The organism is Colwellia psychrerythraea, from assembly GCF_000764225.1.
GTDB classification, from domain to species: Bacteria; Pseudomonadota; Gammaproteobacteria; order Enterobacterales; family Alteromonadaceae; genus Colwellia; species Colwellia psychrerythraea_D.
Map to the genome: position 1 here is coordinate 60,541 of NZ_JQED01000009.1, position 12,703 is coordinate 73,243.

9 protein-coding genes are annotated in these 12,703 nt (G+C 37.7%); 3 read left to right on the forward strand and 6 right to left on the reverse strand.

The features are described 5' to 3' along the window. Positions 1-76 precede the first annotated feature (76 nt). The 5 genes from ruvB to ND2E_RS14855 all read right to left on the reverse strand — a co-directional run bounded on the left by ruvB (position 77) and on the right by ND2E_RS14855 (position 7,496). The gene (ruvB, locus tag ND2E_RS14875; RefSeq protein ID WP_033093081.1) at positions 77-1,090 is read right to left on the reverse strand and encodes a Holliday junction branch migration DNA helicase RuvB; all 1,014 of its coding nucleotides are present in this window, start codon (positions 1,088-1,090) and stop codon (positions 77-79) included. Between the two features lie 27 nt (positions 1,091-1,117). Further along, the gene (gene ruvA / locus ND2E_RS14870) at positions 1,118-1,753 is read right to left on the reverse strand and encodes a Holliday junction branch migration protein RuvA (protein WP_033093082.1); all 636 of its coding nucleotides are present in this window, start codon (positions 1,751-1,753) and stop codon (positions 1,118-1,120) included. Between the two features lie 162 nt (positions 1,754-1,915). Beyond that, positions 1,916-2,443 carry a crossover junction endodeoxyribonuclease RuvC gene (gene ruvC / locus ND2E_RS14865; protein WP_033093083.1) on the reverse strand — a complete coding sequence of 176 codons (528 nt, stop codon included), beginning with the start codon at positions 2,441-2,443 and terminating at the stop codon, positions 1,916-1,918. Positions 2,444-2,559: 116 nt separating this feature from the next. Beyond that, complete coding sequence (aspS, locus tag ND2E_RS14860; RefSeq protein ID WP_033093084.1) at positions 2,560-4,359, reverse strand: aspartate--tRNA ligase; 1,800 nt, start codon at positions 4,357-4,359, stop codon at positions 2,560-2,562. Positions 4,360-4,628: 269 nt separating this feature from the next. Continuing rightward, on the reverse strand, positions 4,629-7,496 hold the full coding sequence (locus ND2E_RS14855; RefSeq protein ID WP_033093085.1) for a transporter substrate-binding domain-containing protein: 2,868 nt from the start codon (positions 7,494-7,496) through the stop codon (positions 4,629-4,631). Positions 7,497-7,730: 234 nt separating this feature from the next. On the opposite strand from ND2E_RS14855, the gene cmoA reads away from it, so the two are divergent. The 3 genes from cmoA (at position 7,731) to ND2E_RS14840 (ending at position 10,984) form a co-directional block, all read left to right on the forward strand. Further along, a complete protein-coding gene (gene cmoA, locus ND2E_RS14850) occupies positions 7,731-8,465 on the forward strand; it encodes a carboxy-S-adenosyl-L-methionine synthase CmoA (protein WP_052056323.1) in 735 nt (244 codons plus the stop codon). Between the two features lie 67 nt (positions 8,466-8,532). Continuing rightward, the gene (cmoB, locus tag ND2E_RS14845) at positions 8,533-9,501 is read left to right on the forward strand and encodes a tRNA 5-methoxyuridine(34)/uridine 5-oxyacetic acid(34) synthase CmoB (protein ID WP_033093087.1); all 969 of its coding nucleotides are present in this window, start codon (positions 8,533-8,535) and stop codon (positions 9,499-9,501) included. Positions 9,502-9,625: 124 nt separating this feature from the next. After that, entirely contained in the window at positions 9,626-10,984 is a 1,359-nt protein-coding gene (locus ND2E_RS14840) for an anti-phage deoxyguanosine triphosphatase (protein WP_033093088.1), read from the forward strand. Between the two features lie 190 nt (positions 10,985-11,174). Here the strand turns inward: ND2E_RS14840 and ND2E_RS14835 are convergent, their stop codons facing one another. Then, entirely contained in the window at positions 11,175-12,557 is a 1,383-nt protein-coding gene (locus ND2E_RS14835) for a GGDEF domain-containing protein (RefSeq protein ID WP_033093089.1), read from the reverse strand. Positions 12,558-12,703: the final 146 nt, after the last annotated feature.

Genomic DNA, 12,703 nt, shown 5'->3' on the forward strand with positions numbered 1-12,703 from the left:
AGTATAAACAGGCTCCGTCAGCAGAATCACTGACAGATAAACTAACATTTCAAACAGTAGCGCAAAATTATTGGGTTCAGTCTTTAGTTTGCTCTTTAGTGATACCAAAGTGTTGATAAGCTCTATCAGTGACAATACGTCCGCGAGGTGTTCGTTGTAAAAACCCTTGTTGAATTAAAAAGGGCTCTAAAACATCTTCAATCGTTTCACGCTCTTCGCCAATAGCTGCCGCAACATTATCTAAGCCAACAGGGCCGCCCATAAATTTATCAATAATGGCATGAAGTAGTTTTCTATCCATAATATCAAAACCTTCATTATCCACTTCAAGCATATCGAGTGCTGCTGCAGCCGTTGCTTGGTTAACCACACCATGAGATTTTACATCAGCATAATCACGCACTCGTCTAAGCAAACGGTTGGCAATACGTGGTGTACCACGAGAGCGTCTAGCAACTTCAAAAGAGCCTTCCTCATCTATGGTTAAATTTAGAAAATGTGCTGAGCGGCTTACAATACTTGATAAATCGGCAACATTATAAAACTCTAAACGCTGCACTATGCCAAAACGATCACGTAGAGGTGACGTTAGTGCGCCAGCACGCGTTGTTGCGCCAATTAAGGTAAATGGTGGCAAATCTAACTTGATAGAGCGAGCCGCAGGCCCTTCACCAATCATAATATCTAATTGATAATCTTCCATCGCTGGATACAATATCTCTTCAACCACAGGGCTTAGTCGGTGTATCTCATCAATAAAGAGAATGTCATTTTCTTCTAAGTTCGTTAGCAGCGCAGCTAAATCACCCGCTTTTTCCAAAACAGGACCAGAAGTGGTGCGTATATTGACGCCCATTTCATTAGCAACAATATTGGCCAGGGTCGTTTTACCTAATCCTGGCGGACCAAAAATGAGTAAGTGATCTAAAGGCTCGCCACGATTTTTTGCTGCAGGAATAAAAATTTCCATTTGCGCTTTAACATGCTCTTGACCGGTATAGTCTTGCAGCATTTTAGGACGAATAGCGCGATCAACCCCTTCATCTTCAACGCTAGCAACTGGTTCAATTAAGCGATCCGCTTCTATCATTTTTTATAATTCCTGTTCAAAAGCCATTTACACCATCGATTTTAACGCATCACGAATAATATCTTCGCTGGACATGCCACGATTATATACTGCTTTCACCGCTTTATCTGCTTGAAGTTGCTTATAACCAAGTGATACCAAGGCGTTAATCGCATCGCCTTTATTATCATTGACAAAAGTCGTTTCTGGACTCATCTCAGCAGAAAGTTGCTCTGGTATTACGCCATCATCACTGACGAGATGTATTTGCTGAGCTTGCCAGTCCTTCAAACGGTCACGCATTTCAATCAGTAAACGCTCTGCTGTTTTCTTACCAACACCTGGAATTTTCACAATAGCGCTAATATCATCATGGCGAACACAACTAACAAATTGATCTGCAGACATGTTTGATAAAATAGCTAGCGCAAGTTTAGGACCGACACCATTAACTTTTATTAATAACCGAAATAACTTACGTTCGACTTTATTGGCAAAGCCATAAAGCAATTGAGCATCTTCACGAACAACAAAATGCGTGTAAATAGTTGCCTGTTGCTCAAGCTCAGGTAAAGCATAAATGCTAGTCATCGGCATAGTTACTTCATAACCTACGCCAGCGCATTCAATTAATATTTCAGGAGAGATTTTTTCGACAAGCATGCCACGTAAACGACCAATCACAATAAGTATCCAAGGCTTTTATTAATGAGCCAGATACTAGCACTATATATTTATACAGTAAAGTACTTAACTTATTGAGCTCTAGTATGGTTTGTAAAACATTGAGTGTCGTGAACACCACGGGGCTGAACTGAATTAAAATACTCAGCGAGCTCAAATTAGCTATCGTAAACGACCTCTAACTGTCTTGGTCGCCTGACCTGTTAATTTAACGATACTAGTATGGCTGTGGCCATGACACAATGCGACAGCTAGTGCATCGGCTGCATCCGCTTGCGGTGTGCCAGGTAACTTTAAAATACTTTTGACCATATGCTGTACTTGGCTTTTATCAGCTGCGCCAGTACCTACCACCGCTTGTTTGATTTGTCTTGCTGAATACTCTGCGATCTCTAAGCCCGAATTAGTTGCAGCAACTATTGCAACACCACGTGCTTGGCCAAGCTTTAATGCCCCCCCTGGGTTCACTCCCATAAAAACTTGTTCAATAGCAAACATATCAGGCTTAAATTGGATAATTAACTCTGATACACCAGAAAAAATAGTTTGCAGGCGCGAAGCTAAGTCTTCACCTTGACTTAATGCTTTAATACAGCCACTACCAAGGTAAGTAAATTTTTGCCCTTGCTGCTCAATCACACCATAACCGGTAAAACGTGATCCGGGATCGATGCCTAAAATAATTGCCATTTAAACCCTTTATTAGCGCCTTATATAAACTCAAACTGAGTGTATAAAAAAAGCGCATTGATGGGAAACCCTCAATACGCTTTCTGTCAGCTATTCAATATTTAACTGTTAATTGACTACTCTTGTGAAGCAGCTTCATCTTGTTTTTCTTCTTCAAGCGTTGTCATACCTAACTCTTTAAGCTGGTCTGGATTTGCATTACCAGGTGCGTTAGTCAGTGGACAAGCTGCTGTAGTAGTTTTAGGGAAAGCCATTACGTCACGAATTGAGCTAGCACCTGTCATCAACATAACAAGACGATCTAAACCAAACGCTAAACCAGCATGTGGTGGAGCACCGTATTGTAGTGCTTCAAGTAAGAAGCCAAATTTCTCTTCTGCTTCTTCATCGCTAATGCCTAATATTCTAAACACTGCTGCTTGCATATCTTGGTTATGGATACGTACTGAGCCACCACCCAGTTCACAACCGTTTAATACCATATCATACGCATCAGACAAAGCACCAACAGGGTTAGCTTCTAACTCTTCTGCTGTTAAGTTAGTAGGCGCAGTAAATGGATGGTGAATTGCATGCATATGGCCATCTACTTCTTCAAACATTGGGAAATCAACGACCCATAATGGTTTCCATTCACCTTGAAGTAATTCAAGATCTTCACCTAGTTTAAGACGTAATGCACCTAGTGATTCACTGACTACATTGTACTGATCAGCACCGAAGAAAATAATATCGCCCGTTTTGGCATTGGCACGTTCAAGTAATGCAGTAACCTGATCTTTAGCTAAAAACTTAAGGATTGGTGATTGTAACCCTTCGCTCCCAGTGGCTAGCGCAGCATCGATGTCGTTTACTTTTAACCAAGGCATGCCTTTAGCACCATAAATGCCAACATACTTAGTTAACTCATCAAGACCTTTACGTGAGAATTTAGCTGCGCCTTGTGGAACACAAATTACCGCAACACGACCTTTCTCATCATTAGCAGGGCCAGAGAATACTTTAAATTCAACATCTTTTAAAATATCAGCAACATCAATGATTTCTAAGGGGTTACGTAAATCAGGTTTATCACTACCAAAGCGTCTCATTGCTTCAGAGTAAGGCATACGTGGGAAATCACCTAAATCAACATCAAGCATAGTTTGGAATAATTCACGGATCATTTTTTCCGTTACTTCCATCACTTGATCACTACTCATAAATGAAGTTTCAATATCTATTTGAGTGAATTCAGGTTGTCTATCAGCACGTAAATCTTCATCACGGAAACATTTAACGATTTGGTAATAACGCTCCATACCAGACATCATTAACAACTGTTTAAATAATTGAGGTGATTGTGGTAAAGCAAAGAATTGACCTTTATGTGTACGACTAGGTACTAGGTAATCACGAGCACCTTCAGGCGTTGCCGCTGTAAGGATAGGTGTTTCTATATCTAAAAAGCCTTGGCCTTCCAATGAACTACGCACCGCAGACGTTACTTTAGCGCGAAAGCGCATACGCTCAGTCATTTCGCTACGGCGTAAATCAAGGTAGCGATATTTCAAACGTAACTCTTCAGAGTTAGTTTGATTCGAATCAAGTGGTAATGGTGCTGACTTGTTCAAGATAGTAAGATCTAAACCCAGTACTTCAATTGCACCCGTTTTCATATCTTTATTAACTTGACCTTCAGGACGAGCGCGAACTCTACCTTTAATTTGTACACAAAACTCATTACGTAACGTATTGGCTTTTTTAATCACCTCAGGTAAATCTGGATCATAAACAACTTGTACAAGGCCTTCACGGTCACGTAAATCTAAAAAGATCACAGCGCCTAAGTCACGACGTTTGTTAACCCAACCACATAAAGTTATTTCTTGTCCAATGTGAGATTCATTCACCTCACCACAATAAAGACTACGCATGTATTTTTGCCTTACTAATTATGCTGTAACATATTAACAAGCACTTTACTGTGCTTGTTAGGATAATTTTGGGCATATTATAAAGCAAAGATTATTAATGTCACCCTAGAACAAGCGGATGGGTAAATTAAAGCACTTCAATGTCAGTTAATAAACACTTTGTTTGGGAGAGAGAATAACACTCAAAAGAAGAAGAGCATTTTTTCCTCAACTTGTGAAAAGTTTGTTAAAAGTATTATGAGCGTTAATACGCGGATTGATAGAACAAACTAGTTAAAAATATAATGATTTTTACCCGCCGCTTTTACCTTGTACATCATAGTATCAGCAATTTTAAGCAGATCTGTGTCGTTATCACCATCATTTGGATACATAGCAATACCAATACTACAGCCAATACATGCATTAATTTTGGAAAGTTCGAACTCTTTTTGCATCAACCTTAATACTTTTTCTGCGACATAAGCAGCTTCATTCGGACTATTTAACCCCGTCAGTAATAACACAAATTCATCTCCGCCAAAGCGAACTACGGTATCAGAACTCCTCACGCAACCTTGCAAACGAAGGGCAACTTGTTGTAATAATTCATCTCCTACTCCATGTCCATGGGTATCATTGATATTTTTAAAACCATCTAGATCAATAAACAACACGGCCATTTTTAGTGATTGCCGTTGATGAAACGCAATTGCGGTACTTAATCTATCTTTTAACAATACTCGGTTAGCTAGCCCAGTTAATTCATCATGAGTTGCCATGTGTTTCATTATTTTTTCTAGCTGTTCTCGGTGTTTTATTTCAACTTGTAATCGACGATTCCACATAACAATAACGCCGAGCACTAATAATATAATGACGCCAATTTGCGCCCCTACTTGTAAAACAACATTTTTATCAAGCCCCGTATTTATTGCTAAGGTAAACCAATTATCGTAAATGGCTTGTTTTTCTTTTTCAGTAATCGATAATAAACCTTTATTAATTATTCCTTTTAACAACGGCAAATTCTTATTTATTCCAAAATGGCTTTTCTCTAAACTGACATCCTCCATCATGGATATCATCAAAGTAACAATATTTTCCTGTTTTAGTAATTGCGTTGCCGAGGCCATCGTTGTGATGAATCCATCGACGCGCTCCTGCTGAAGTGCAACTAATGCTTGCTCTCTGTTATCCACTAATTTGAAGGTTATTAACGGATGCTTTTTCCTAAGGTTGGCAATGAGATAATAACCTTTAACGATAGCAACTTGCTTACCATAAAAATCCTCAAGTTTTGTTTTTCGCCCATAATATTGAGGATGCACCATTACCCATGGCATTTGCCAATAACTGTCTGTAAACATCAGCAGTTTTTCACGCTCAGCTGTTGGTGTAATACTACCGAGCATATCAATTTCATTGTCGAGTAATGCTTTGTAAAGTTGTTGCCAATTGTCAAAAGGCACATAGTTAAATTCAATACCGGTGCTGTCGCTAATCAAATTGGTAATATCACGATTAATGCCTGAAAATTGACCTTTTTCATCAATAAACTCAATCGGCGATAAATTATTAATAACACCTAAGTTGATTTTCCCATGGGAAGAGAGAAAATTTTTATCCGCCTCACTTAATATAATTTTTTGGGCTAGTTTTTTATAATAGTGTTCCCCTGCATTACCATTCAACCACCTATCTTCAACCTTGATAAGGCTATTAATGTCTAACTCGGTAAAACCTCTATTTATGATCTCTAGGAGTTTACTGTTTTTAAGATGACTCACTGGTGATAGTTTTATGGTGAGCAGCGGTGTTTCCAAACGATAAAAAAGTGTCTGTAAGTTACTTTGCACTAGCCTTGCATTAATTAAATCAACTAGCCCTGCTATGCCAGAGATTTCATTACGTTCCGCGGCATTTAACATAGCACTTAGACTACTAAAATAACGAACATTCAGTGTAGGGTATTGCGCTAACAACTGCGCCTTGAAAATAGAGTCTTGCCAAATACCAATGACGCCGCCTTTGTACTGTTGATTAAATTGCTCCAATGAGTCAAATGGCTTAGCTTCAATGTCTTTAATTCGATTATTGAGAAACACTTGAGCGTTAGAAAAGTATATGGGATTGGCAAAAGCAATATCTTTGGTGGTGTTAACATGGTTCGGATAAGCCAAGAGTATGTCAGCTTTTTGCTCCCTTATAAGGTCTACACCTTCAGACAAATCCCGTGGAACAAATTCAACATTTATCCCGACCTGTTTAGACCACAAGCGCCAAACATCAATCAATAACCCTTGCGGCTCTCCTGCCGGACTAACGCCCATATAAGGAGGGTAATGTGATGAAAAAGCGACAAGTAAACTGTCTTTTTGCTTATCTAACCCTAACCATTTCCGTTCAATTGTCGCACGCTCTTCGCTGGATATTTTTTCAAATCCTTGTTCGATGAAGTTGAGCAATTCGTCATTATTATTGGCTACCGCAACTCCATAATTACCTTGTTGATAACGTAAAACTTTATGCGCAGGAAAACGCTGTCTTAAGCTATCGTAATCAGTAAAATTATCCGCTAACTTTTCTAAACCGGTAAAGACTAAAAGCTCATTATTCAACGCTCCACGATATAAATCATGACGATTATCATAAGTCTTTAATGCAAATTCGGGGTGATTTTTTTGTAGATTTTCAATGTGGGCAGAGCCAGTGACTACTCCGATGCTGTAGGGTTTTAAATCGGCTAGGTTATTAACATTACTCAGTTGTCGACTTACATAAAGGTGGGTGTAAATTGAAAACAAAGGATTAGAAAACTGAAGCGTTTTTCGTCTTGACTCTATAATTGATAGCCCACCATGGATATCAACCCCCCCTGTAGCCACTTCATTTAATGTATCTAACCACGGCAGCACAATAAACTCTATTTCAACATCCTGCTTTTTCGCCCAAAGACGCCACATATCAGCCATCAAACCAATAGCATTCCCCTGCTTATCAATTGAGTGGTAGGGAAAGGAGGTTTCATTAATAGCGATAGTCAACGGTTGCTTAACTTCAGTAAAAACCTTATTTGCCAAGGCAATTTGGCTAAAAAAAGACAGAAACACAGTGATTAAAATGATGTAACTTGTCTGTTTATAAAAAAAATTCAAAAAAACACCCTATAAATATAGCGTTGCTAATGAGATCGGTTAAAATACACCATAATATACCTGCTGCCAAACAAGATACATGTTTCAACGTACTTGAGCAATTTCAATTCAAGACGTTGTAATCAAATAATGGCTAATCCATTATGAGTCATAACAAGGATGAAGAAATCTTCCTCTTTGAATGTTAACGGGTATCGATATTAACTTAACATAATAGTGAATACAGCAAAGAAAATGCATAATTCTGATACCGATTTAATTTACTCTCAAGCGCATAAACAAGTAAAAAACTTCACCTTTGATGCGCAAGTTGTTGAAGTTTTCCCCGACATGATATCTCGTTCTGTGCCCGGTTATAATACTATTATCGACACTATAGGTCGACTAAGCCAACACTTCGCGCAAGATGATAGTAACATCTATGATCTTGGTTGTTCGTTAGGTGCCGCAACTCTTTCTATGCGCAAAGGGATCACCGCAAATAACTGTAAAATCATCGGCGTGGATAATTCTATCGACATGGTGAAGCGTTGCAAAATGCATGTTGATGCCTTTAAAGGGAAAACGCCCGTTACGATTATTGAGGGTAATATCCAAGATATCAACATAGAAAACGCTTCTATTGTTGTTTTGAATTTCACCTTACAGTTTATCGATAAAACACAACGCCAAGCACTACTTAATAAGATTGCCCAAGGTTTAAAACCAGGTGGTTTACTCATTTTATCGGAAAAAATATCTAGCGATGATAACGTTATCGATAATGTTTTAATAGATTTGCACCATAGTTTTAAACGAGATAATGGTTATAGTGAACTTGAAGTTGCCCAAAAACGCAGTGCGTTAGAAAAAGTTATGTTAACAGACTCACTTGATGTACATAAACAGCGCTTAGCCCAAGCTGGTTTCCAACATAGTTCATTATGGTTTCAGTGTTATAACTTCACCTCACTTATTGCGATAAAGTGAAGTAGTTAGCAATTCTAGACTACAAACAAATATGCAATCTCCCTTTTAAGCGACTTATTAGAATCCTATGAAACAGTTCAACGAATTTTACCAACAAATTGCCACGAATCGTTTAGGCCATTGGCTAAATACTTTGCCTGCCCAATTAAATTATTGGCATGAAAATAACTTACACGGTGAATTCAAACACTGGCAGAAAACCCTTGATGCATTACCAATAGTCGATACGAATTCAGCGGTTGATATAGTTGATACCGTTAAAGTTGGCGCATTGGCTGACTTGGATCAAGGACAGTTTAAGCGCCTTGAAAATTTAATGAAAAAGTTTAAACCTTGGCGCAAAGGACCTTATCATATTCATGGTTTGCACATTGACACAGAGTGGCGAAGCGACTTTAAGTGGGATCGTTTAGCTGAGCATATTAGTGACTTATCGGGTAAATATGTTTTAGATATCGGTTGTGGAAGTGGTTACCACTTATGGCGTATGCGTGGAGCCGGAGCCAAATTTGTCGTAGGGATAGATCCAACGCAACTTTTTTTAATGCAATTTAATGCAATAAAACATTTTATTAATGATAACTCCGTACATTTATTACCCTTAGGTGTTGAACAACTACCCGATTTAAAGGCCTTTGATACCGTTTTTTCAATGGGCGTACTTTATCACCGAAGATCGCCAATTGATTTCCTTTATCAATTAAAGGCGCAATTGGTGAAAGGCGGGGAATTAGTATTAGAAACACTCATTGTCGATGGTGATGAAAATACAGTGTTAGTACCTGGTGAGCGTTATGCAAAAATGCGCAATGTTTGGTTCTTACCTAGTGAAAAGGCTATGTGCGCTTGGTTAGAGCGATGTGGTTTTAGTAATGTTCGTGTTGTCAACACGGATGTCACTGCATTAGATGAGCAAAGAAAAACGGAGTGGATTGATACTGAATCACTGCAAGATTTTCTTGATCCAGATGACAGCAGTAAAACGATTGAAGGTTACCCTGCCCCTAAACGCGCTATATTTATTGCTAATGCATAATGTTAATTCCTAACTACTAATAGCTAACTAATTGGTGTAACTTATAAAACTAGTGTTAAAAAAAGCTAGAATAATACTAACGCAACGGTAATATGTGAATAGTTAAATTGAAATAAGGTACGCTATGACTGATGTTTGGTTGGAAAGACGACTTAGTAAAGTAACAAAGAGACAGCAAGACCACCGAGATCCTTTTCAGCGTGATCGGGCTCGAATATTACACTCAGCTTCTTTTCGTCGCTTACAATCAAAAACTCAAGTGATGGGAAGTGGACAGAGTGACTTCTACCGTACTCGCTTAACCCATTCGTTAGAAGCGGCGCAAATTGGCTCAGGCATCACTTCACAACTTCGCTGCAAACATCCCGAGCTATGCAACGAACTTTTCCCAAACAGCGACAGTTTAATAGAGACCATTTGCTTAGCCCATGATATTGGGCATCCCCCTTTTGGGCATGGCGGTGAAGTAGCACTTAACTATATGATGCGAGATCATGGCGGTTTTGAAGGCAATGGTCAAACGCTGCGCATAGTTGCGCGCTTAGAAACCTTTAGTGAACACTTTGGTATGAATTTGACACGAAGAACACTACTTGGTTTGATGAAGTACCCTCAACTAATCACTTCGCTTAGCCTAGATAATAAACCAACAAGCATTAGTAACTTTCGACAGTTAAAAGCTGAAGAGTGGCGCCCAGCTAAAGGGTTATATAGCGACGATCTAGATATTATTGACTGGATACTGGAACCATTATCACGAACTGACAGGACTTTATTTCAGAGTATGAGAAGTGAGCCGATACTCATACAAGACAAAAAAAACCATAATAAAACTCGTTTCAAATCACTCGATTGTTCAATTATGGAGTTAGCTGATGATATTGCCTATGGCATACATGATTTAGAAGACGCCATAGTAACTAACGTCGTTAACCGTAACGATTTTGAACGTGAAGTGATCAACAAATTACAACAAATAAACGATCCTTGGTTACAAGAATACAGTCTAACATTAACCGATAAGCTCTTTAGTGAGCACCATCACTTGCAAAAAGACGCCATTGGCGGCTTAGTTAACTACCTGATCACTGCTATTACGTTAAGTGATTTAAACACACAGGCTGACATCAACTTTGCTGAACCAATATTACGCTATAATGCCACGTTATCGATAGCCACAGCACAAGTGCTAAAAATATTCAAAGACTTCGTCTATAACTATGTTATTAAATTAACGAGTCTTCAACGCATAGAATACCGAGGCCAACAAATAGTTATGGAGCTTTTTGAAGCATTATCATCAGACCCTAAACGTTTACTACCAAGTAATAGTGCTAAACGATGGCAACAAGCAATCGATAACAACACAAACTCACAGAGAATAATAGCTGACTATATCGCCGGTATGACTGATGATTACGCGACAAGACTTTATCAATCGCTATTTAATGCGCACGGTGCATCAGATTATCAATTAGGCTAATTAACAAGATTCTACTCGCTCAGTAAGAAATGACTATAATAATGCTATAAATAGGCTAAAAGAGATGATCTTTTTATTTAGCATGTAGAAAGGTTTTGTAACAGCCAACTATTGGTAGGGGAAATTAATTTAGTAGTGCTACCAGATTGTAATACTCAGCCCGCGACCACCAAATTTAAATGACTAGTTATTACGAGCAAACTTGAAGAGAATTAGCTAATTTTTGTTTTTGCTTGTCACAATACATCGCCTTATCTGCTCTTTCTAACATTTGCTCTATAGTTTCATTGCCACACATAACGATACCCACACTAATTCCTACTGGGCGTTCTAATTGATTTATTGCTTTATTTGTTCCTAGTAGTGTCGGTATTTCTTTTAATAATTGCTTTTTCCATTTTTGTGTCTGCTCCAAGTTGCAATTTATCAAAGCAACTAAAAACTCATCTCCGCCCAATCTGTACAGACCATCAGAATCACGGATACTCTTTTTTAGTGTACTGGCAAAATCAATTAAGAGTCGATCACCAACCTGATGACCTAATTTATCATTCACTAATTTAAAGTTATTCAAATCAATCATTGCTAAGCAAATAGCACTTCCACTTTCAACTAACGCTTGATATTTGATTAAATCTAAGTCCATTGAGCGTCGATTATTAATAGAAGTTAATGGATCTAAATTTGTTAATTGAGCAAGTTCTTGACGAGATTTTTGTAACTCTCTCGCCTGATTGAGAATATTTTTTTGCAATTTATCAAAATCAGAAAGTTTTACTGAATACCTTGTTATTTCATTATTATGTTCAATACGACTAATAATGCTAGATAACCCTTCAAGTTCTACCCTTATATATTTATTAACTATTTTTGAGATAATGAGTGCTGAGATAAATAAAAATAGGAATATAAAGACAAAATACCTTTTAGGGTATTTTAATATATCTAAAAAGTCTGATGCTGGAGCTTCTACTTTTAAGAGCCATTGGGTATTAGGAATAACAACTTGAGTATAAAGTGATTTACCTGCCTTTCCTTTTTCTGTAATAGTAGAATTTTCATCCCCTATAATTTGATAATAATAATCAGGTTCACCAAACGTCTTTAAAACATTGTCCAGTATGTTCAAATTAAAACTCACTAGAAGATAATACTGGCTGGAGTTACTTGTAAACGGCGAGGTTAGATCAAAATGAGGTGGTTTTTCAGGTGGTCTATGTATTGGAGGCGATTGAAATTCAGAAATTTTACTTATATGCTTTTTCATATCTTGTTGACATAAAAAAAGCACTTTTTGTTTTTTCGAATCTCCTAAAATCACTCCTTTATCATCAAAAAATGCCAAGCCAACAGTGTCAGGAAAAAGATTACGAACATATGATGTTTTATTGGTAATATCCGTTTTATCTAAAATTTCAATAGTGTTTATTAAGCTTTTGTCTTTTAATAACTCTTTAAGAACTGACTGTTTAATTTCTATTTGCAGTGAAAGAACTTTAGATAGAGTTACAGCGTGTATATTTAAGTCTGCATTTTGCTTTTCTTCATAAGCATCAAATACATAAGACATCATTATCAAGCCTGCTATTATAATAAAAAATATAAGCACGGCAAAGCTTTGTAATACTATTTTACGAATCGATATCATGGGCAGCATAATATATTGAGTGTATAACGATGTAAAACACTATTAATAATTAAAGCAATTAAATAATTAAA

Bases quoted from the DNA above. Each gene is read 5' to 3' on its own strand.
- aspS (WP_033093084.1), bottom strand. From the start codon at position 4,359: ATGCGTAGTCTTTATTGTGGTGAGGTGAATGAATCTCACATTGGACAA.
- cmoB (WP_033093087.1), top strand. From the start codon at position 8,533: ATGAAACAGTTCAACGAATTTTACCAACAAATTGCCACGAATCGTTTA.
- cmoA (WP_052056323.1), top strand. From the start codon at position 7,731: ATGCATAATTCTGATACCGATTTAATTTACTCTCAAGCGCATAAACAA.
- ND2E_RS14840 (WP_033093088.1), top strand. From the start codon at position 9,626: ATGACTGATGTTTGGTTGGAAAGACGACTTAGTAAAGTAACAAAGAGA.
- ruvC (WP_033093083.1), bottom strand. From the start codon at position 2,443: ATGGCAATTATTTTAGGCATCGATCCCGGATCACGTTTTACCGGTTAT.
- ND2E_RS14835 (WP_033093089.1), bottom strand. From the start codon at position 12,557: ATGATGTCTTATGTATTTGATGCTTATGAAGAAAAGCAAAATGCAGAC.
- ruvB (WP_033093081.1), bottom strand. From the start codon at position 1,090: ATGATAGAAGCGGATCGCTTAATTGAACCAGTTGCTAGCGTTGAAGAT.